Genomic DNA, 20752 nt, shown 5'->3' on the forward strand with positions numbered 1-20752 from the left:
AATTCTCAAGGCGCTGCGCCGAATCGATCCGAATCCGAGGCATGGATCGGCGGCGGAGCGGGAAGTAAACAGGAGCGCACCCCGCGCAGGGCTTGGACATAGGTGTTGAGAACAGCTGGTGAGCGATACGTGGGTCTTTGAGAACCCCGACTGGACATCAGTGTGCCGCTTGGCTACACTGACCCTTTGCGCTGCCTGTTAGCTGCCTCCTGCCCGTCACCAGGGGCATACCCATCTTGTGCACCGTGGACCGAACCATCCCTGACCAGGGATATCTGCCCACATGTCCAATCTGGGACCGGTACGCGCGTAGTGAGTCCGAGCCCTCGGAAGGACCCCCTCTTGGCCGCCTCGCGCAACGCCTCGACCGCGAATACGAACAACGGCGCCAGCACCGCCCCGCTGCGCATCTCTTTTGCAAAGATCAAGGAGCCCCTCGAGGTTCCGAACCTCCTCGCGCTGCAGACCGAGAGCTTTGACTGGCTCCTCGGCAACGCCGCCTGGAAGGCTCGCGTCGAGGCTGCTCTGGACAGTGGACAAGACGTCCCCACCAAGTCCGGCCTCGAGGAGATCTTCGAGGAGATCTCCCCCATCGAGGACTTCTCCGGGTCGATGTCGCTCACGTTCCGCGACCACCGCTTCGAGCCCCCGAAGAACTCGATCGACGAGTGCAAGGAGCGCGACTTCACGTACGCCGCCCCGCTCTTCGTCACCGCCGAGTTCACCAACAACGAGACCGGCGAGATCAAGTCCCAGACGGTCTTCATGGGCGACTTCCCGCTCATGACCAACAAGGGCACCTTCGTCATCAACGGCACCGAGCGTGTCGTCGTGTCGCAGCTGGTCCGCTCGCCGGGTGTCTACTTCGACTCCTCGATCGACAAGACGTCCGACAAGGACATCTTCTCCGCCAAGATCATCCCCTCCCGGGGTGCCTGGCTGGAGATGGAGATCGACAAGCGCGACATGGTCGGTGTCCGCATCGACCGCAAGCGCAAGCAGTCCGTCACCGTCCTCCTGAAGGCGCTCGGCTGGACCACCGAGCAGATCCTGGAGGAGTTCGGCGAGTACGAGTCCATGCGCGCCACCCTGGAGAAGGACCACACCCAGGGCCAGGACGACGCGCTGCTCGACATCTACCGCAAGCTCCGCCCGGGCGAGCCGCCCACCCGCGAGGCCGCGCAGACGCTGCTCGAGAACCTCTACTTCAACCCGAAGCGCTACGACCTCGCGAAGGTCGGCCGCTACAAGGTGAACAAGAAGCTCGGCGCCGACGAGCCGCTGGACGCCGGCGTGCTCACCACCGACGACGTCATCGCGACCATCAAGTACCTGGTCAAGCTGCACGCCGGTGAGACCGAGACGGTGGGCGAGTCCGGCCGCACGATCGTCGTCGAGACCGACGACATCGACCACTTCGGCAACCGCCGCCTGCGCAACGTCGGCGAGCTGATCCAGAACCAGGTCCGTACGGGTCTCGCCCGTATGGAGCGCGTCGTGCGCGAGCGCATGACGACCCAGGACGTCGAGGCGATCACGCCGCAGACCCTGATCAACATCCGGCCGGTCGTCGCCTCCATCAAGGAGTTCTTCGGCACCAGCCAGCTGTCGCAGTTCATGGACCAGAACAACCCGCTGTCGGGGCTCACCCACAAGCGCCGTCTGTCGGCGCTCGGCCCGGGTGGTCTCTCCCGTGAGCGGGCCGGCTTCGAGGTCCGAGACGTGCACCCGTCCCACTACGGACGCATGTGCCCGATCGAGACCCCCGAAGGCCCGAACATCGGTCTGATCGGTTCGCTCGCCTCGTACGGCCGCGTCAACGCGTTCGGCTTCATCGAGACCCCGTACCGCAAGGTCGTCGACGGCCAGGTCACCGACGAGGTCGACTACATCACCGCCGACGAGGAAGACCGTTTCGTCATCGCCCAGGCGAACGCGACGCTCTCCGACGAGCTGCGCTTCACCGAGCCCCGCGTGCTGGTCCGCCGCCGCGGCGGCGAGGTCGACTACGTCCCCAGCGACGAGGTCGACTACATGGACGTCTCGCCGCGCCAGATGGTGTCCGTCGCCACCGCGATGATCCCCTTCCTGGAGCACGACGACGCCAACCGTGCCCTCATGGGCGCGAACATGATGCGCCAGGCCGTGCCCCTCATCAAGTCCGAGGCGCCCCTCGTGGGCACCGGCATGGAGTACCGCTGCGCCACCGACGCCGGCGACGTGCTCAAGGCCGAGAAGGACGGTGTGGTCCAGGAGGTCTCCGCGGACTACATCACCGTGACGAACGACGACGGCACGTACACCACGTACCGCATCGCCAAGTTCATGCGCTCCAACCAGGGCACCTCGGTCAACCAGAAGGTCGTCGTCTCCGAGGGCGACCGGGTCATCGAGGGCCAGGTCCTCGCCGACGGTCCGGCCACCGAGCACGGTGAGATGGCGCTCGGCAAGAACCTCCTCGTGGCGTTCATGCCGTGGGAGGGCCACAACTACGAGGACGCGATCATCCTGTCGCAGCGCCTCGTGCAGGACGACGTCCTCTCCTCGATCCACATCGAGGAGCACGAGGTCGACGCCCGTGACACCAAGCTCGGCCCCGAGGAGATCACCCGGGACATCCCGAACGTCTCCGAGGAGGTCCTCGCCGACCTCGACGAGCGCGGCATCATCCGCATCGGTGCCGAGGTCGTCGCCGGCGACATCCTCGTCGGCAAGGTCACGCCCAAGGGTGAGACCGAGCTGACCCCCGAGGAGCGCCTGCTCCGCGCGATCTTCGGTGAGAAGGCGCGCGAGGTCCGCGACACCTCGCTCAAGGTCCCGCACGGCGAGATCGGCAAGGTCATCGGCGTCCGCGTCTTCGACCGCGAAGAGGGCGACGAGCTGCCGCCGGGCGTGAACCAGCTGGTCCGCGTCTACGTGGCGCAGAAGCGCAAGATCACCGACGGTGACAAGCTCGCCGGCCGTCACGGCAACAAGGGCGTCATCTCGAAGATCCTGCCGATCGAGGACATGCCGTTCCTGGAGGACGGCACCCCGGTCGACATCATCCTCAACCCGCTGGGTGTTCCTTCCCGAATGAACCCCGGACAGGTTCTGGAGATCCACCTCGGCTGGCTCGCCAGCCGCGGCTGGGACGTCTCCGGCCTCGGTGACGAGTGGGCCAAGCGCCTGCAGGCCATCGGCGCCGACCAGGTCGCCCCCGGCACCAACGTCGCCACGCCCGTCTTCGACGGTGCGCGCGAGGACGAGATCTCGGGTCTCTTCGAGGCCACGATCCCGAACCGCGACGGCATGCGGCTGGTGCAGCCCTCCGGCAAGGCCAAGCTGTTCGACGGCCGCTCCGGCGAGCCGTTCCCGGACCCGGTCTCGGTCGGCTACATGTACATCCTGAAGCTGCACCACCTGGTCGACGACAAGCTCCACGCCCGTTCGACCGGCCCGTACTCCATGATCACGCAGCAGCCGCTGGGTGGTAAGGCGCAGTTCGGTGGCCAGCGCTTCGGTGAGATGGAGGTGTGGGCCCTCGAGGCCTACGGTGCGGCGTACGCCCTCCAGGAACTGCTGACGATCAAGTCCGACGACGTCACCGGCCGCGTGAAGGTCTACGAGGCCATCGTCAAGGGCGAGAACATCCCCGAGCCGGGCATTCCCGAGTCCTTCAAGGTGCTCATCAAGGAAATGCAGTCGCTCTGCCTCAACGTGGAGGTGCTGTCCTCGGACGGCATGTCCATCGAGATGCGCGACACGGACGAGGACGTCTTCCGCGCGGCGGAGGAGCTCGGTATCGACCTGTCCCGGCGCGAGCCGAGCAGCGTCGAAGAGGTCTGACGGGTTGGCCGGCCGGATCTCCGTGATCCGGCCGGCTCTCCCCGGACCCGTTCAGACCATTGCTGAAGTGCCCCGATTCACTCGCGTGAAGCGAGGGGGCTCGAACCCCCGAAAGAGGGATTGACGACAAGTGCTCGACGTCAACTTCTTCGACGAGCTGCGGATCGGCCTTGCCACCGCGGACGACATCCGGACCTGGTCCCACGGCGAGGTCAAGAAGCCGGAGACCATCAACTACCGCACCCTCAAGCCCGAAAAGGACGGACTCTTCTGCGAGAAGATCTTCGGTCCGACCCGGGACTGGGAGTGCTACTGCGGCAAGTACAAGCGTGTCCGCTTCAAGGGCATCATCTGTGAGCGCTGTGGCGTAGAGGTCACCCGCGCCAAGGTGCGCCGTGAGCGCATGGGCCACATCGAGCTCGCCGCTCCCGTCACCCACATCTGGTACTTCAAGGGCGTCCCGTCGCGCCTGGGCTACCTGCTGGACCTCGCGCCGAAGGACCTGGAAAAGGTCATCTACTTCGCCGCGTACATGATCACGTTCGTGGACGAGGAGCGCCGCACCCGCGACCTCCCCTCCCTGGAGGCGCACGTCTCCGTCGAGCGCCAGCAGATCGAGAACCGCCGCGACTCCGACCTGGAGAACCGCGCCAAGAAGCTCGAGACCGACCTGGCCGAGCTGGAGGCCGAGGGCGCCAAGGCCGACGTGCGCCGCAAGGTGCGCGAGGGTGCCGAGCGCGAGATGAAGCAGCTGCGCGACCGTGCGCAGCGCGAGATCGACCGCCTCGACGAGGTGTGGAGCCGCTTCAAGAACCTCAAGGTCCAGGACCTGGAGGGCGACGAGCTGCTCTACCGCGAGCTGCGTGACCGCTTCGGCACGTACTTCGACGGGTGCATGGGCGCCGCCGCGCTGCAGAAGCGCCTGGAGTCCTTCGACCTGGAGGAGGAGGCCGAGCGCCTCCGCGAGATCATCCGCACCGGCAAGGGCCAGAAGAAGACCCGTGCGCTCAAGCGCCTCAAGGTCGTCTCCGCGTTCCTGCAGACCAGCAACAAGCCCAAGGGCATGGTGCTCGACTGCGTGCCGGTCATCCCGCCGGACCTGCGTCCGATGGTGCAGCTGGACGGTGGCCGCTTCGCGACCTCCGACCTGAACGACCTGTACCGCCGCGTGATCAACCGCAACAACCGCCTGAAGCGGCTTCTCGACCTCGGCGCGCCCGAGATCATCGTGAACAACGAGAAGCGCATGCTCCAGGAGGCCGTGGACGCGCTGTTCGACAACGGCCGTCGCGGCCGTCCGGTCACCGGCCCCGGCAACCGCCCGCTGAAGTCCCTCAGCGACATGCTGAAGGGCAAGCAGGGCCGCTTCCGCCAGAACCTGCTCGGCAAGCGCGTGGACTACTCCGCGCGTTCCGTGATCGTCGTCGGTCCGCAGCTCAAGCTGCACCAGTGCGGTCTGCCGAAGGCGATGGCGCTGGAGCTGTTCAAGCCGTTCGTGATGAAGCGCCTGGTCGACCTGAACCACGCGCAGAACATCAAGTCGGCCAAGCGCATGGTCGAGCGCGGCCGCACCGTGGTGTACGACGTCCTCGAAGAGGTCATCGCCGAGCACCCGGTGCTGCTGAACCGTGCGCCCACGCTGCACCGCCTCGGCATCCAGGCCTTCGAGCCGCAGCTGGTCGAGGGCAAGGCCATCCAGATCCACCCGCTCGTCTGCACCGCGTTCAACGCGGACTTCGACGGTGACCAGATGGCCGTCCACCTGCCGCTGTCCGCGGAGGCGCAGGCCGAGGCCCGCATCCTGATGCTGTCCTCGAACAACATCCTCAAGCCGGCCGACGGCCGCCCGGTCACGATGCCGACCCAGGACATGGTGCTGGGTCTGTTCTTCCTGACCACCGACGGCGAGCTGCGTGACACCAAGGGCGAGGGCCGCGCGTTCGGCTCCACGGCCGAGGCGATCATGGCGTTCGACGCCGGCGAGCTGGCGCTCCAGTCCTCCGTCGACATCCGCTTCCCGGTGGGCACCATCCCGCCGCGCGGCTGGGTGCCGCCGGTCGCCGAGGAGGGCGAGCCCGAGTACCAGCCGGGTGACACCTTCCGGCTGCGGACGAGCCTGGGCCGCGCGCTCTTCAACGAGCTGCTGCCCGAGGACTACCCGTTCGTCGACTACTCGGTCGGCAAGAAGCAGCTCTCCGAGATCGTCAACGACCTCGCCGAGCGCTACCCCAAGGTCATCGTGGCGGCGACGCTCGACAACCTGAAGGCGGCGGGCTTCCACTGGGCGACCCGTTCGGGCGTCACCGTGGCCATCTCCGACGTCGTCGTGCCCGAGGCCAAGAAGGCCATCGTCAAGGGCTACGAGGAGCAGGACGAGAAGGTCCAGAAGCAGTACGAGCGCGGTCTGATCACCAAGGACGAGCGCACGCAGGAGCTCATCAACATCTGGACCAAGGCGACCAACGAGGTCGCCGAGGCGATGAACGAGAACTTCCCCAAGACGAACCCCATCTTCATGATGGTTGACTCGGGTGCCCGAGGAAACATGATGCAGATGCGTCAGATCGCCGGTATGCGTGGTCTGGTGTCCAACGCCAAGAACGAGACGATTCCGCGTCCCATCAAGGCGTCCTTCCGTGAGGGCCTCACCGTCCTGGAGTACTTCATCTCCACGCACGGTGCCCGTAAGGGGCTGGCGGACACCGCCCTGCGTACCGCCGACTCGGGTTACCTGACCCGTCGTCTGGTGGACGTCTCGCAGGACGTGATCATCCGCGAGGAGGACTGCGGCACCGACCGCGGCCTCAAGCTGAAGATCGCGGTCAAGGGCGCCGACGGTGTCCTGCGCAAGACGGAGGACGTCGAGACCTCGGTCTACGCCCGCATGCTCGCCGAGGACGTCGTCGTGGACGGCAAGGTCATCGCGCCGGCCAACGTGGACCTCGGTGACGTCCTGATCGACGCCCTGGTGGGCGCCGGCGTCGAGGAGGTCAAGACCCGCTCGGTCCTGACCTGCGAGTCCGCGGTCGGCACCTGTGCCTTCTGCTACGGCCGCTCGCTCGCCACCGGCAAGCTGGTCGACATCGGTGAGGCGGTCGGCATCATCGCCGCCCAGTCCATCGGTGAGCCCGGTACCCAGCTGACGATGCGTACCTTCCACACCGGTGGTGTGGCCGGTGACGACATCACCCAGGGTCTGCCGCGTGTCGTCGAGCTCTTCGAGGCGCGTACGCCCAAGGGTGTCGCCCCGATCTCCGAGTCCGCGGGCCGCGTCCGCATCGAGGAGACCGAGAAGACCAAGAAGATCGTCGTCACCCCGGACGACGGCAGCGACGAGATCGCCTTCCCGATCTCCAAGCGCGCCCGTCTCCTGGTCGGCGAGGGCGACCACGTCGAGGTGGGCCAGAAGCTCACCGTGGGTGCCACCAACCCGCACGACGTGCTGCGCATCCTCGGCCAGCGCGCGGTCCAGGTCCACCTGGTCGGCGAGGTCCAGAAGGTCTACAACTCGCAGGGCGTGTCGATCCACGACAAGCACATCGAGATCATCATCCGGCAGATGCTCCGCCGCGTGACGATCATCGAGTCCGGCGACGCGGAGCTGCTGCCGGGCGAGCTCGTCGAGCGCTCGAAGTTCGAGACCGAGAACCGTCGCGTGGTCACCGAGGGCGGTCACCCCGCCTCCGGCCGTCCGCAGCTGATGGGTATCACCAAGGCCTCGCTGGCGACGGAATCCTGGCTGTCGGCCGCCTCCTTCCAGGAGACGACCCGAGTCCTGACGGACGCGGCGATCAACGCCAAGTCCGACAGCCTCATCGGCCTCAAGGAGAACGTCATCATCGGTAAGCTCATCCCGGCCGGTACGGGCCTGTCCCGCTACCGCAACATCCGGGTCGAGCCGACCGAGGAGGCCAAGGCCGCGATGTACTCGGCCGTCGGCTACGACGACATCGACTACTCGCCGTTCGGCTCGGGCTCCGGCCAGGCCGTTCCGCTGGAGGACTACGACTACGGTCCGTACAACCAGTAAGCGAGTCGCCTGATCCGCCCGGAGGGCGGTCACCCCACCCGGGGTGGCCGCCCTCCGGCGTGTAGTGCGTCACACCGCCGGCCGGGGCGCGGACCCGGTCCCCGGGCACCCTGACCCGCCCGCAGGGTCCGTACGGGCCCCTGGGGCCGCCTCACGGGCCCTCCGGGGGCCGGTGAGGGATAGGGACAAGCCGGGCGGCCGCTTCGGCGGCCGGGGCTGGACGGCATTTGTTTTGACCCAGGTCGGTGAGGTAGGTACGCTCAGACCTTGTGCCTGGGGTGTGCCTGGGTTCGTGTGCGTGTCCTCAACCGCATGGCGAGCCTGTCTTCGGCCACCGTGATCCATGCTCCTCATGCCGTTCCGGTACGGGCTCGCAGGATTCGACACACCCGACCGCGTGGGTCGGTGACGTTCCAGGTTAGTTTCACCGACGGCACACAGAAACCGGAGAAGTAGTGCCTACGATCCAGCAGCTGGTCCGGAAGGGCCGGCAGGACAAGGTCGAGAAGAACAAGACGCCCGCACTCGAGGGTTCGCCCCAGCGCCGCGGCGTCTGCACGCGTGTGTTCACGACCACCCCGAAGAAGCCCAACTCCGCGCTCCGGAAGGTCGCACGTGTGCGCCTGACCTCGGGCATCGAGGTCACGGCCTACATTCCGGGTGAGGGACACAACCTGCAGGAGCACTCCATCGTGCTCGTGCGTGGTGGCCGTGTGAAGGACCTGCCGGGTGTTCGCTACAAGATCATCCGCGGCTCGCTCGACACCCAGGGTGTCAAGAACCGCAAGCAGGCCCGCAGCCGCTACGGCGCCAAGAAGGAGAAGTAAGAATGCCTCGTAAGGGCCCCGCCCCGAAGCGCCCGGTCATCATCGACCCGGTCTACAACTCTCCTCTGGTCACCTCGCTGATCAACAAGATCCTGCTCGACGGCAAGCGTTCCACCGCTGAGCGGATCGTGTACGGCGCCATGGAGGGTCTTCGCGAGAAGACCGGCGCCGACCCGGTCATCACGCTGAAGCGCGCGCTGGAGAACGTCAAGCCCTCGCTCGAGGTCAAGTCCCGCCGTGTCGGTGGCGCCACCTACCAGGTGCCGATCGAGGTCAAGCCCGGTCGCGCCGCCACCCTGGCGCTCCGCTGGGTCGTGGGTTACTCCCGCGCCCGTCGTGAGAAGACGATGACCGAGCGGCTCATGAACGAGCTGCTCGACGCCTCGAACGGTCTTGGCGCTGCCGTCAAGAAGCGTGAGGACACCCACAAGATGGCCGAGTCCAACAAGGCCTTCGCGCACTACCGCTGGTAGTCGCTACCCCCATCGAGACCGAGAGAAGACTGAGCCTTATGGCCACCACTTCGCTTGACCTGGCCAAGGTCCGCAACATTGGGATCATGGCCCACATCGACGCGGGCAAGACGACCACCACTGAGCGGATTCTGTTCTACACCGGCGTCTCCTACAAGATCGGTGAAGTCCACGACGGCGCTGCCACGATGGACTGGATGGAGCAGGAGCAGGAGCGCGGCATCACCATCACGTCCGCCGCGACGACCTGCCACTGGCCGCTCAATGATGTTGACCACACCATCAACATCATCGACACGCCCGGCCACGTCGACTTCACCGTCGAGGTGGAGCGTTCGCTCCGCGTCCTCGACGGCGCCGTCACCGTGTTCGACGGCGTGGCGGGTGTCGAGCCGCAGTCCGAGACCGTCTGGCGTCAGGCGGACCGGTACGGCGTGCCGCGCATCTGCTTCGTCAACAAGCTCGACCGGACCGGTGCGGACTTCCTGCGCTGCGTCAACATGATCGTGGACCGCCTCGGCGCGACCCCGATCGTCATGCAGCTCCCCATCGGCGCCGAGGCGGACTTCACGGGCGTCGTCGACCTGGTGTCGATGAAGGCCTTCGTGTACCCCGAAGAGGCCGCCAAGGGCGAGATGTACAACATCGTCGACATCCCGGAAAACCTCCAGGAGCTCGCCGACGAGTGGCGCGCCAAGCTCCTCGAGTCCGTCGCCGAGAACGACGACGCGATGATGGAGCTGTACCTGGAGGGCACCGAGCCCACCCAGGAGCAGCTGCACGAGGCGATCCGCCGCATCACGCTGGCCTCCAAGGGCGGCGCCGACTCCGTCACGGTCACCCCGGTGTTCTGTGGCACGGCGTTCAAGAACAAGGGCGTCCAGCCCCTGCTCGACGCGGTCGTCCGCTACCTGCCCTCCCCCCTGGACGTCGAGGCCATCGAGGGCCACGACCCCAAGGACCCCGAGACGGTCGTCAAGCGCAAGCCTTCGGACGACGAGCCGCTGTCGGCTCTGGCGTTCAAGATCGCGAGCGACCCGCACCTCGGCAAGCTCACCTTCGTCCGGATCTACTCCGGTCGCCTGGACGCCGGCACCGCGGTGCTGAACTCCGTCAAGGGCAAGAAGGAGCGCATCGGCAAGATCTACCGCATGCACGCGAACAAGCGTGAGGAGATCGACTCGGTGGGCGCCGGCGACATCATCGCCGTGATGGGTCTCAAGCAGACCACCACCGGTGAGACGCTGTGCGACGACAAGAACCCGGTCATCCTGGAGTCCATGGACTTCCCGGCGCCGGTCATCCAGGTCGCCATCGAGCCCAAGTCCAAGGGTGACCAGGAGAAGCTGGGTGTCGCCATCCAGCGCCTCTCCGAGGAGGACCCGTCCTTCCAGGTGCACTCCGACGAGGAGACCGGCCAGACCATCATCGGTGGTATGGGCGAGCTGCACCTCGAGGTGCTCGTCGACCGCATGAAGCGCGAGTTCCGCGTCGAGGCGAACGTCGGCAAGCCGCAGGTCGCGTACCGCGAGACGATCCGCAAGGCCGTCGAGCGTATCGACTACACGCACAAGAAGCAGACTGGTGGTACCGGCCAGTTCGCGAAGGTGCAGATCTCCATCGAACCCCTCGAGGGCGGCGACGCCTCGTACGAGTTCGTCAACAAGGTCACCGGTGGCCGTGTCCCCCGCGAGTACATCCCCTCGGTGGACGCGGGTGCCCAGGAAGCCATGCAGTTCGGCGTCCTGGCCGGTTACGAGATGGTCGGCGTCCGCGTCACCCTTCTCGACGGTGGCTTCCACGAGGTCGACTCCTCGGAGCTGGCCTTCAAGATCGCCGGTTCCCAGGCGTTCAAGGAGGGTGCCCGCAAGGCGTCCCCCGTGCTCCTGGAGCCGATGATGGCCGTCGAGGTCACCACGCCCGAGGACTACATGGGCGATGTCATCGGCGACCTCAACTCCCGCCGTGGCCAGATCCAGGCCATGGAGGAGCGCAGCGGCGCTCGCGTCGTGAAGGGCCTCGTGCCCCTCTCGGAGATGTTCGGCTACGTCGGAGACCTCCGCAGCAAGACCTCGGGTCGCGCAAGCTACTCGATGCAGTTCGACTCCTACGCCGAGGTTCCGCGGAACGTCGCCGAGGAGATCATCGCGAAGGCCAAGGGCGAGTAACTCTCCCGAGCTCACGCTTTAGGCTTGTCACCGGAGCCCGTGGGGCATTCGTCGCGCAGTTCACACTTCGCGGAGAATGCCCCCGGGGGCCGGCATCCCAGCAAAGATCACCTGGCGCCGATGAAGCAAGGCGTACAGAACCACTCCACAGGAGGACCCAGTGGCGAAGGCGAAGTTCGAGCGGACTAAGCCGCACGTCAACATCGGCACCATCGGTCACATCGACCACGGTAAGACGACCCTCACGGCCGCCATTACCAAGGTGCTGCACGACGCGTACCCGGACCTGAACGAGGCTTCGGCCTTCGACCAGATCGACAAGGCTCCCGAGGAGCGCCAGCGCGGTATCACCATCTCGATCGCGCACGTCGAGTACCAGACGGAGCAGCGTCACTACGCTCACGTCGACTGCCCCGGTCACGCTGACTACATCAAGAACATGATCACCGGTGCCGCGCAGATGGACGGCGCCATCCTCGTGGTCGCCGCCACCGACGGCCCGATGCCGCAGACCAAGGAGCACGTGCTCCTGGCCCGCCAGGTCGGCGTTCCGTACATCGTCGTCGCCCTGAACAAGGCCGACATGGTGGACGACGAGGAGATCCTGGAGCTCGTCGAGCTCGAGGTCCGCGAGCTGCTCTCCGAGTACGAGTTCCCGGGCGACGACCTGCCGGTCGTCAAGGTCTCGGCGCTCAAGGCGCTCGAGGGCGACAAGGAGTGGGGCCAGACCGTTCTCGACCTGATGAAGGCCGTGGACGAGAACATCCCGCAGCCCGAGCGCGACGTCGACAAGCCGTTCCTGATGCCGATCGAGGACGTCTTCACGATCACCGGTCGTGGCACCGTCGTCACCGGCCGTATCGAGCGTGGTGTCCTCAAGGTCAACGAGACCGTCGACATCGTCGGTATCAAGCAGGAGAAGACCACCACCACGGTCACCGGCATCGAGATGTTCCGCAAGCTGCTCGACGAGGGCCAGGCCGGTGAGAACGTCGGTCTGCTCCTCCGTGGCATCAAGCGCGAGGACGTCGAGCGCGGCCAGGTCATCATCAAGCCGGGTTCGGTCACGCCGCACACCGACTTCGAGGCCCAGGCCTACATCCTGTCGAAGGACGAGGGTGGCCGTCACACCCCCTTCTTCAACAACTACCGCCCGCAGTTCTACTTCCGTACCACGGACGTGACCGGCGTCGTGACCCTCCCCGAGGGCACCGAGATGGTCATGCCGGGCGACAACACCGTCATGTCGGTCCAGCTGATCCAGCCGGTCGCCATGGAGGAGGGCCTCAAGTTCGCCATCCGTGAGGGTGGCCGGACCGTGGGCGCCGGCCAGGTCACCAAGATCGTCAAGTAAGTACTTGACCGTCTGACCTGGTAGCTCCGCACAGAGCACCAAGAAGGGCCCCGTCCCACCGTTCACTCGGTGGGGCGGGGCCCTTCGGTGTTTCCGGAGAGGGTTACGCGGCTGGTGCGGGTTACGGGGTCGCGCGGCCGGTGTGGTGCCCCCGGGGCGGTGAAAGCCGCATTTCTGGCAGAGTGGCGCGCATGTGTCACTACTGCGGCTGCCGTGAGATCCCGTTGATCAAGGAGTTCATCGCGGAGCACGAGTCCGTCACGGACGCGGCGGGGGCCGCTTTGCGCGCCCTGGACGCCGGCGACCACGAGCTGGTCGCGGAGCTGGTGGCGCGGATGGAGCGGGAGCTGGTCGCCCACTGGCGGGGCGAGGAGCGGGGCCTGTTCGCAGTGATGGCCGCAGACCCGGAGTACGCGGATTACATCGACGCGCTCGTCGCCGAGCACCGGGACCTCGGGGCGTTCCTCCGCGGGATCGACCTGGACCGCGCCGAGGACGTCGCCCGGCTGCGCGAGGCGGTGGCCGAGCTGCACCACCACATCGCCAAGGAGGAGGACGGCCTGTTCCCGGCCTCGCTGACGGCGCTGACCGGCGAGGAGTGGAACCGGTCGATGGCCGCGTGGCGCGAGGCGCATCAGGCTGATTGACGGCTTGGCGAGAAGCGTTCTCCCCATCGCGCGTGGCGCGGCAGTCCGGTGGGTTACCGGTGGTCGCTCAGGAACGTCCGCGCGCGCTCGTCCAGCGCGACGGCGCACCGCAGGTCCCTGGTGCGGAAGCGGCCGAGGTCGCAGCGCATCGCGGCGACGGCCTTGCGTGTCCGCCTCGACTGCACGCCGTCCATGTGGTCCATCGCCCGGCCCCAGCGCCGGGTCCAGATCCTCACCGCCGCCCACGACCGTCTTCGTACCGACCTCACTTCAGCAGCAGGAGAACCATGAGCGCCCCTCCGCCCCCCACTTCCGGATTCTCCGCCTTCGCACTGGCACCCTTCCCTCGCATTCAGCCCGGAGACGACCTCGTCGGCGCGATGACCGAGGTGCTGTCCCGAACCGGCACCGCGCTGCTGGACGGCGACATCGTGGTGGTTGCCAGCAAGGTCGTCTCGATCTCGGAGAAGCGCTATGTCGCGCTGGCCGACGTCACGCCCTCGCCCGAGGCTGTGGACCTGTCGGCCCGGACTGGCAAGCCGGCCGCCGTGGTCCAGCTCGTCCTGGACCACTCGACCGAGCACTTCCTGGCTACCGAGCGCGGACCGATCATCGCCCGCCATACTCTGGGCCATCAGCTGACCTCGGCGGGGATCGACCGGGACGGGGCCGATGGCGTGTGGTTGCTCCCCGTGGACCCCGACGCGTCGGCCCGCGCGCTGCGGAACGGCCTTGTCAGTCACACCGAGGCGGACATCGCGGTCGTCATCGCCGACTCCGACGGTCGCGCGGACCGGCGCGGGGCCACGTGCGTTTCCATCGGTGCTGCCGGGGTCGCGCCCCTACGCCTCACCGAGCACGGTGGCAAAAAGCAGGAAGAAACCCTTACCGACATGATCGCCGCCGCAGCTGGAATCATTCTTGGCCAACGCGGCCGAGGAGCGCCCGTTGTCATCCTGAGGGGCATCGGCTACACCGCGTCCGACGAGGGCGTTGCCGCGATGCTTCACCATGCCCCGGTGAGGTGATCGGCAGGGCCCGGTGCTGTTGACGCTCAGCAGGGTGAGCCGCAGTCCCTCGCCGCCTGCGGTGGGGCCAGGACGTCGAGGCCGTAGCCGAGTGCGGCGAGTCCTGCGACGGCCGCCGCCAGGCCGAGAGCGGTGCGCCACCGGCCCCGGACTGCGGTGAAGACGGTGAGCCCGGCGACGGTGCCGCCGATGACCAGCAGCGGCAGGCCCAGCAGGAGCACGTCGGCGTTCCGCTCGCCCTCGAAGGCGCCGAAGAGCCCTCTGTGCCCGTACGGAAACCACACGGCAAGCCCGGCGAGCGCGCCGAGCAGCGCGGCGAGGAGCCCCGCGACACCAGCGAGGGCCTCACGGCGGGCTGTCTGTTCGCTCTCCATGCAGAGGGGGACGCCGCACCGGGCCGGAAAGTTTCATCCTTGAACAATTAATGGTGCAAGCCGTGCGCAAGCCGTGCGCAGGGCGTACGCCTGTCGCCTGGTTCGTCAGGTTGCCGGCCCTCGCAGGCTTCGGTCTCCGGCGAAGGAGAAGACTCCGGCCCCCGCGCTCCACAGCAGTGCGGCGACAACGCCCGCACCGAGGTCCGGGTCGGGAGCGAGGAGCCACGACCACAGCCACGCGGCACTGGTTTCGGTGCCGAGCGTCAACGCGAGCCCCGCGAGTGCCAGGGGTGGCAGCCAGGCGGCCGCCGCCCCGGTCACCGCGCAGGTCAGCAGGCCGATGCCGCACAGGGCGATGACGTTCCGCGCGGCCGCCGCGTCCCCGCGCGCGTCCAGGACCTCGTCCGGCAGCACCGCGAACGCGCCCAATGCGGCTGTCGCGGTGAGCAGTGCGGCCTGGGCGAACCGCGCGCGCGGGATGCGCGCGGTGCCCAGGCGATCCCATACGGGCATCGGGCTGTGTGCCGATACGGCCACCAGGGCTCCGGCCGCTGCCGGCAGGAGCAGCAGGGCCGAAGGGATGCTCTGGGCCGTTCCCTGGCCGACCCGGACCAGACTGCCGCTCGTCAGACCGCCGGCCACGGTCAGCCCGATCAGCAACCCGGTCGCCGTGAACATCCTCCGGCTGCGGCAGAAGAGCAGAATCGTTCTCATGAGCGCTGGAAGTCCTTCGCGCTGAGCTCGCACCGGGAGAACGCGGTCCAGTGGCGTCCCAGCCAGCGGCTCGCCTCCTCGTCGGACGCCTGGTTGAAGAAGTGCTCGGCCCGCTTCATTCCCTCGGTCGGCTCGAAGAACCCGGGGATCGACGCCGCCGAGGTCCGGCCCCGGGAGATCCACTGCTGGGCGATGGCCGAGAGCGCTTCGCTCTGCTGGTCGGCCGCCATGCAGTGGTCCGGGTCGAGCAGGTAGGCGATGAAGTCCCCGAAGGTCTCGTCCTGCCACCCTGGCCGGAGCGAGGTGATGTACACGGACCGCGGCTCGCCGGTCTGCCCGTACGCGCGTTGCGCGAGCCGGTCGAAGCGCGCCGGCGTCTCGGCCAGCCGCTGGCGCACCGGTCCCCCGAAGTACCGCTGGAGGTCGGGGAGCGCGGCCCGGTATGCCGGGTGAACGCACACGCGGGGTACGCCTTCCGGGGTGCAGGCCGTGGCGAGGGCCGCAGTGTCGGCCCCCGTGCCGACGGGTGCCTGGAACCGCCCGTCATGTCCGCCCAGCAATACGATGCCGGCCCCCGCGACGGCTACGGCCGGAATCATCACCACTGCGAGAGCCCTGCGTCCTGCCGTCCGGAACAGAGCGACACAGGCCACAACCGCGAGCAGCCCGGCGAGCCACGCCGCTTGCGCGCCGTAGACCCCGGACGCGGGAACTCCGTACGGGTCGACGAGCTCGTCCAGGAAGGGGGACATCAAGTACGCGGTGCCGGACCAGTCGTAGCTCAGCACATAGAAGCCGTACGGGAGCACGGCGGCGACGGGAGGCGCGAAGCGACTCGGCCACAGTCGGCCGATGACGAACCCGATGGTCGTCCACAGCAGGACACCGAGGCATCCCACCGCCAGTCCGCTGACACTGATGTGACCGCTGGGGTGCAGAAAGAGAGTACGGACTCCGGCGGCCACCGCCACGACGCCGTACAGGACAAGACCCCACAGCCACAGTGCGAAGAGCTGTGCCGAGGGAATCCACCATTCGGGGATGCCGGACATGCCCCGCAGCGGTGTCAGGGACAGCCGTTGTTCCCGCGAGCCCGCCCACGCGGACAGGCCGGCCATCCCGCAGCTGCCGAGAATGCCGGCGAGTATCACCGCGTGCACCGTGGCGGGCCAGAATCCGACGCCCGGAATCATGTTGCCGAAGGCGTTCCAGACCTCGATGAAGATCAACAGGGGCACGGCCCACGCCTGTCCCCAGCCGAAGAACTCCAGTTTGATGCCACGGGAAAGGCCCCGAGCCGTTCTCACGAGTCACTCTCCGAGGACTTCAGGGGATCGCCGCCCAGTGGCTGGGAGGCCGAGTCCCGGTACAGCAGTGCGTTGTAGCCGCGTTCCAGGGCGTTGTCGCCCAGGTCTTCCGCACTGCCGATGTCTTCGAGCGCCTGTGGAGTGCCCTGGAAGGCGATGTTCCCTTCCGCGAGAACGAGCACCGATCCGCACATCGCGGCGACGTCATCGGTCAGATGCGTGCTGAGGAGCACCGGTGTCGTTTCGGCCAGCCGGCGGACCAGGGCGCGGAACTCCGCCCGTTGGCGGGGGTCGAGACCGACGGTCGGCTCGTCGAGAACGAGCAGCTCGGGTCCGTGGACCAGAGCGGCCGCGATGCCGGCCCGCTGCAACATGCCACCGGACAGCTTGCGCATGCGGGTGTCCGCGCGCTCCTCCAGGTCCACGAGTTTGACCGCGTCGTCGACGGCCGTCTGTGCCCGGGCCCGGGCCATGCCCTTGGTCCAGGCCACGTACGACAGGAACTCCGTCACGGTGAAGCCGGGGTGGTAGCCGAACCGCTGGGGCAGGAAGCCGATTCGTGCACGGACTTCTTTGCGGCCCGCCGGACTGCCCAGCTCTTCCCCGAGAACGGTGACATCGCCGTCGGCCGGCGGCAGCAGGGTCACCAAGGTCTCCAGGAGGGTGGTTTTCCCCGCCCCGTTGGGCCCCAGCAGCCCGGTGACTCCGCTGTCCAGAGCGAAACTCACCCCGTGAAGTACGGTGCGGTTTCCTCGTTTCTGTACCAGGCCCCGAATGTGCGCTGTAGCCATGTTGGTGTTTCTTCCCCCTGCCTTGAGGCCGGCTGCCACGACGTGCCGCGTTGCGGATGCGACCGACAGACCGGATGCCTCCCCGCCGGTACTCGCGGGAAGGCATCCGGACCTGCGGCGCCATTCGGCGGTGCGGTCACCGCCGAGTGTTCAGCGCTCGGTCAGCAAGCGGTGATGTGACGGCCGGTGGTGTCGTGGTACTTGCCGCCGGTCCAGTAGCTGCGGGCGTAGTAGCTGCGTCGGTTGCCGTTGTCACACGTGCCCACGGTGGCGTTCCAGGACTTGCGCGAACCGGTCTGGCTGTTCTTCGCCGTCAGCGGGTCGGGCAGCAGGTTCTTGTCCCACTTGATCTCGATGTACAGCGTGCTGCTGACGGTCTTGGAGCACGAAGCCGTGCCCTTGCCCGTCAGGTAACCGGACGACGAATTCGTGAGCGAGACGCTCGGCTCGGGGCAGCCACCCGGGGTGCCTGCCCAGGCCGGCGCGGCCGCGACAAGACCACCCAGCAGGGCCGCGGTCACCGAGGCCGCGGCTATGCCGCTCTTCTTACCAAGACGCTTCATGATGTCCCCTCCCGTGCCATCAAAGGCATAAGAACGCTCCCCGCTGTCGCGGGAGCTCCGTAAACACGGCAACCGGCCTGACCACGAGCCGGCCGAAGGGCTGGTCAGACCCCCTCGGTGCCAGATCAACGACCGCTGCCACAGGCGCTGCCGGGCTTGCGATCACGATCATGAAGCTTTCATACAACCGTGGGCAGGTCAAACACTCTTTGCATCCGGAATCTCACCTACCGCGTTCAAAGGCGGGTGCCATCCGACTCGGGCTCGGGCTCGGGCTCGGTCAAGGTACGAGGTCGAGTTCGGCCCACACCGTCTTGCGCGGCACCGGTCCCTCCACCACGCCCCACCGGTCCGCCAGCGCCTCGACGATGAGCAGGCCGCGGCCGCCCTCCGCGTACGGACCGGGGGAGTCCCGTACGGGCAGCCGGTCGCCCCGGGTGTCGGTCACCTCGATCCGCAGCCGCGACGCGTCACTCACGGTGAGGCTCAGCAGGAAGTCCCGCCCCTGCACGCGCCCGTGCCCGGCGGCGTTGGCGGCCAGCTCGGCCACGATGTGCGCGGCGGTCTCGGTGGGGAGCCCCCAGTCGCCCAGATGCGCCGTGGTGAGCAGCCGGGCGAGCCGTGCGCCCCGGCGGGTGGGGGAGAGCCGCACGGCGAACTGCCTGGCGGAAGCGGAAAGTTTGGGGGAGACGATTTCTCGGTTCACGTCACCGAGGGTGGCCGCCCGTGCGTACCGTGCACAGTGACTCGGCGCTTACGTACGGTCATTGTCCCGAGCTTGTCCAGTGTTGTCCCCGCTGTACGGGGTGACGCCCGGGGGACGTAGGCGGTTGAGGAAGAACGGCACACGCGGGAAGCGGGGCACGGATGACTGTGGACGAGGTCGGGGCGGACGAACCGGGGTGGGACGTCGATCCGGACGACGAGTCGGGCGTCGCGGTGGTCGCCGCCGTGGGGCGCCAACTGAGGGCCTGGCGCGAGGCGGCGGGCCTGACGGCCGCGGAGCTGGGCGCGGCGATGGGGTACGGGGAGAACCTGGTCTACAAGGTGGAGGGCGGCCGGCGCATCGCCCGCCCCGAGTTCCTGGACCGGGCGGACGAGGTGTGCGGCGCGGGCGGCAAGATCGCGGCGATGAAGGAGGACCTGGCCCCGGTCCGGTACCCGAAGAAGGTCCGCGAGCTGGCGAAGATGGAGGCGCAGGCCGTCGAGCTTTCGGCCTACGGAAGTCACAACCTCCACGGTCTGTTGCAGACGGAGGAGTACGCGCGGGCGCTGTTCGGAATGCGGCGGCCCGCCTTCTCCTCGGACGAGGTGGAGCGGCTGGTAGCTGCGCGTATGGCCCGAAAGTCCATTTTCAGCCGCTCACCTGCGCCGGAGCTCAGCTTCGTGCAGGAAGAAGCGACGCTCCGGCGCCCCCTTGGGGGCAGAATGGTGCTGCGACGTCAGCTCGAACACCTCCTGGAGCTCGGGGAGTTGCGGAACGTTGAGATCCAGGTGATGCCGACCAGCCGCGAGGATCATGCGGGAATGGGGGGCGAGATGCAGGTGCTGAAGTTCAAGGACGGTTCGGCGGTGGGGCGTTCCGAAGGCGAGTTCGGCAGCCGCCCGGTCGCTGACCCGAAGCACCTGCGAATCATCGAGCTGAGAAATGGGATCATGCGGGCTCAGGCTCTCACGCCTCGGGAGTCGCGGGCGTTCATCGAGCACGTACTGGGAGAGACATGATCACCAAGGACTCTGGCGGCGACGCTTCTCGCCTGGAGTGGTTCAAGAGCAGCTACAGCGACAGCAGCAACAGCAACGAATGTGTCGAGGTCGCGTCTGCGCCCGGCACCGTGCACGTCCGGGACTCCAAGGACCTGTCCGTCCCGGCGCTCGCCTTCGGTGCGGGGGCCTGGGCCGGGTTCGTCTCGTACGCCGCCGGGCGTTGACCCGGTAACGAGGGGCCCCGTACTACGCAGGGCCCCTCAGGTCCGTCCGGGGTTCGGGGGCGGGGATGCGGTCAGCGACGCCGCCCTGAGTCCGCGTAGTACCTCCGCGCCGATCTCCGTCAGGCGGTGCGCCTCCGGGGGTGTCGTGCCCAGGCCGATCGCGTAGCCCGTGGCGTCGGCTGCCGGGATCGGGCGGGGCCAGACGCGGCAGTCCGGGGCGCCCGCGTGCGTGAGGGCGGTGGTCAGGGCGAGGAGGCGGCCGCGTAGGCGGCCCTCCTCCGTGGGATGGGCGGCGGCCAGGGCCCAGGCGGTGTGCTCCGTGAGCGGGGGAGGGGCGCAGAGCGCGTCCGGGTTCTCCGCGTCCAGGAGTTCCCACGCCCGGAACAGCTCCGCCGTGAGCAGGTCGCGGAAGGCCGGGGAGACCTGGGTCGTGCACGAGCGGACCGGGGCGGTCGGCGTGTACACGGTGACCGGGTCGCCGGTCGCCGGGCCCTCGCCCACCGGTTCGCGCCAGTCCCAGGCCGCCCAGGTCGCGAAGAAGTCCCGCAGGCCGCCGCCCTCGCGGGCCGTACGCGCCGCGAGCAGGGCCCAGGCCAGGCCCGGCAGGCCGCCGCACGGGGCGGAGTCCAGGCCCCTGGCCGCCGCCCACGCCTTGACGTCCCGGGCCAGCGCGGTGAACGCCTCCCGGTGCGGGCCCGTCGCCGCGCGCACCGCCTC

General features: G+C 67.8%; 17 protein-coding genes and 1 pseudogene. 10 read left to right on the top strand and 8 right to left on the bottom strand.

What is annotated here, in order from left to right:
* The first annotated feature begins 342 nt into the window (after positions 1–342).
* From rpoB to MHW47_RS08100, 7 genes are all read left to right on the top strand, one after another.
* A complete protein-coding gene (rpoB, locus tag MHW47_RS08070; RefSeq protein WP_239221940.1) occupies positions 343–3828 on the top strand; it encodes a DNA-directed RNA polymerase subunit beta in 3486 nt (1161 codons plus the stop codon).
* Positions 3829–3958: 130 nt separating this feature from the next.
* On the top strand, positions 3959–7858 hold the full coding sequence (locus MHW47_RS08075) for a DNA-directed RNA polymerase subunit beta' (RefSeq protein ID WP_239221941.1): 3900 nt from the start codon (positions 3959–3961) through the stop codon (positions 7856–7858).
* A gap of 455 nt (positions 7859–8313) precedes the next feature.
* On the top strand, positions 8314–8685 hold the full coding sequence (gene rpsL, locus MHW47_RS08080; RefSeq protein ID WP_003948652.1) for a 30S ribosomal protein S12: 372 nt from the start codon (positions 8314–8316) through the stop codon (positions 8683–8685).
* Between the two features lie 2 nt (positions 8686–8687).
* Positions 8688–9158 carry a 30S ribosomal protein S7 gene (gene rpsG, locus MHW47_RS08085; RefSeq protein ID WP_073964452.1) on the top strand — a complete coding sequence of 157 codons (471 nt, stop codon included), beginning with the start codon at positions 8688–8690 and terminating at the stop codon, positions 9156–9158.
* A 38-nt stretch (positions 9159–9196) separates the two neighbouring features.
* Positions 9197–11326 (top strand): elongation factor G, encoded by a 2130-nt coding sequence (gene fusA / locus MHW47_RS08090; protein WP_239221942.1) that lies wholly within the window; start codon positions 9197–9199, stop codon positions 11324–11326.
* 160 nt (positions 11327–11486) lie between these two features.
* Entirely contained in the window at positions 11487–12680 is a 1194-nt protein-coding gene (gene tuf / locus MHW47_RS08095) for an elongation factor Tu (protein WP_239221943.1), read from the top strand.
* A 191-nt stretch (positions 12681–12871) separates the two neighbouring features.
* On the top strand, positions 12872–13327 hold the full coding sequence (locus MHW47_RS08100) for a hemerythrin domain-containing protein (protein ID WP_239221944.1): 456 nt from the start codon (positions 12872–12874) through the stop codon (positions 13325–13327).
* Between the two features lie 53 nt (positions 13328–13380).
* Here MHW47_RS08100 and MHW47_RS08105 read toward each other — a convergent pair whose 3' ends face one another.
* A complete protein-coding gene (locus MHW47_RS08105) occupies positions 13381–13563 on the bottom strand; it encodes a hypothetical protein (RefSeq protein WP_239221945.1) in 183 nt (60 codons plus the stop codon).
* 51 nt (positions 13564–13614) lie between these two features.
* Here MHW47_RS08105 and MHW47_RS08110 point away from each other — a divergent pair, with 51 nt between their 5' ends.
* Positions 13615–14355 carry a coenzyme F420-0:L-glutamate ligase gene (locus MHW47_RS08110; RefSeq protein WP_275448974.1) on the top strand — a complete coding sequence of 247 codons (741 nt, stop codon included), beginning with the start codon at positions 13615–13617 and terminating at the stop codon, positions 14353–14355.
* Between the two features lie 26 nt (positions 14356–14381).
* Here MHW47_RS08110 and MHW47_RS08115 read toward each other — a convergent pair whose 3' ends face one another.
* From MHW47_RS08115 to MHW47_RS08140, 6 genes are all read right to left on the bottom strand, one after another.
* Entirely contained in the window at positions 14382–14729 is a 348-nt protein-coding gene (locus MHW47_RS08115) for a hypothetical protein (protein ID WP_239221947.1), read from the bottom strand.
* Between the two features lie 105 nt (positions 14730–14834).
* On the bottom strand, positions 14835–15443 hold the full coding sequence (locus MHW47_RS08120) for a hypothetical protein (protein WP_239221948.1): 609 nt from the start codon (positions 15441–15443) through the stop codon (positions 14835–14837).
* Complete coding sequence (locus MHW47_RS08125) at positions 15440–16681, bottom strand: hypothetical protein (RefSeq protein ID WP_239221949.1); 1242 nt, start codon at positions 16679–16681, stop codon at positions 15440–15442. Before MHW47_RS08125 ends, MHW47_RS08120 begins: the two co-directional genes overlap by 4 nt.
* A gap of 65 nt (positions 16682–16746) precedes the next feature.
* Positions 16747–17478: an ATP-binding cassette domain-containing protein gene (locus MHW47_RS08130; protein ID WP_239221950.1), complete on the bottom strand. Its 732-nt coding sequence runs from the start codon at positions 17476–17478 to the stop codon at positions 16747–16749.
* A 224-nt stretch (positions 17479–17702) separates the two neighbouring features.
* Positions 17703–18104, bottom strand: coding sequence for a hypothetical protein (locus MHW47_RS08135; RefSeq protein ID WP_239221951.1), 402 nt, complete (start codon positions 18102–18104; stop codon positions 17703–17705).
* Positions 18105–18384: 280 nt separating this feature from the next.
* On the bottom strand, positions 18385–18810 hold the full coding sequence (locus tag MHW47_RS08140; protein ID WP_239221952.1) for an ATP-binding protein: 426 nt from the start codon (positions 18808–18810) through the stop codon (positions 18385–18387).
* 161 nt (positions 18811–18971) lie between these two features.
* Between MHW47_RS08140 and MHW47_RS08145 the strand changes: the two genes are divergently transcribed.
* Together MHW47_RS08145 and MHW47_RS08150 are read left to right on the top strand one after the other, a co-directional pair.
* A complete protein-coding gene (locus MHW47_RS08145) occupies positions 18972–19829 on the top strand; it encodes a helix-turn-helix transcriptional regulator (RefSeq protein ID WP_239221953.1) in 858 nt (285 codons plus the stop codon).
* Positions 19826–20035: a DUF397 domain-containing protein gene (locus MHW47_RS08150; RefSeq protein WP_239221954.1), complete on the top strand. Its 210-nt coding sequence runs from the start codon at positions 19826–19828 to the stop codon at positions 20033–20035. The genes MHW47_RS08145 and MHW47_RS08150 overlap by 4 nt, the downstream gene beginning before the upstream one ends.
* A 36-nt stretch (positions 20036–20071) precedes the next feature.
* On the opposite strand, the pseudogene MHW47_RS08155 reads toward MHW47_RS08150, so the two are convergent.
* A pseudogene (locus MHW47_RS08155) lies at positions 20072–20752 on the bottom strand (endonuclease/exonuclease/phosphatase); the annotation flags it as partial.

Origin of the sequence: Streptomyces sp. OfavH-34-F (genome assembly GCF_022347745.1) — a bacterium.
Lineage (GTDB): Bacteria > Actinomycetota > Actinomycetes > Streptomycetales > Streptomycetaceae > Streptomyces.

What these genes read in the sequence shown, in the direction of transcription:
- MHW47_RS08135 (WP_239221951.1), bottom strand. Translation starts at nt 18,104, where the DNA reads ATGAAGCGTCTTGGTAAGAAGAGCGGCATAGCCGCGGCCTCGGTGACC.
- MHW47_RS08145 (WP_239221953.1), top strand. Translation starts at nt 18,972, where the DNA reads ATGACTGTGGACGAGGTCGGGGCGGACGAACCGGGGTGGGACGTCGAT.
- MHW47_RS08110 (WP_275448974.1), top strand. Translation starts at nt 13,615, where the DNA reads ATGAGCGCCCCTCCGCCCCCCACTTCCGGATTCTCCGCCTTCGCACTG.
- fusA (WP_239221942.1), top strand. Translation starts at nt 9,197, where the DNA reads ATGGCCACCACTTCGCTTGACCTGGCCAAGGTCCGCAACATTGGGATC.
- MHW47_RS08100 (WP_239221944.1), top strand. Translation starts at nt 12,872, where the DNA reads ATGTGTCACTACTGCGGCTGCCGTGAGATCCCGTTGATCAAGGAGTTC.
- MHW47_RS08150 (WP_239221954.1), top strand. Translation starts at nt 19,826, where the DNA reads ATGATCACCAAGGACTCTGGCGGCGACGCTTCTCGCCTGGAGTGGTTC.
- MHW47_RS08115 (WP_239221947.1), bottom strand. Translation starts at nt 14,729, where the DNA reads ATGGAGAGCGAACAGACAGCCCGCCGTGAGGCCCTCGCTGGTGTCGCG.
- rpsG (WP_073964452.1), top strand. Translation starts at nt 8,688, where the DNA reads ATGCCTCGTAAGGGCCCCGCCCCGAAGCGCCCGGTCATCATCGACCCG.
- MHW47_RS08120 (WP_239221948.1), bottom strand. Translation starts at nt 15,443, where the DNA reads ATGAGAACGATTCTGCTCTTCTGCCGCAGCCGGAGGATGTTCACGGCG.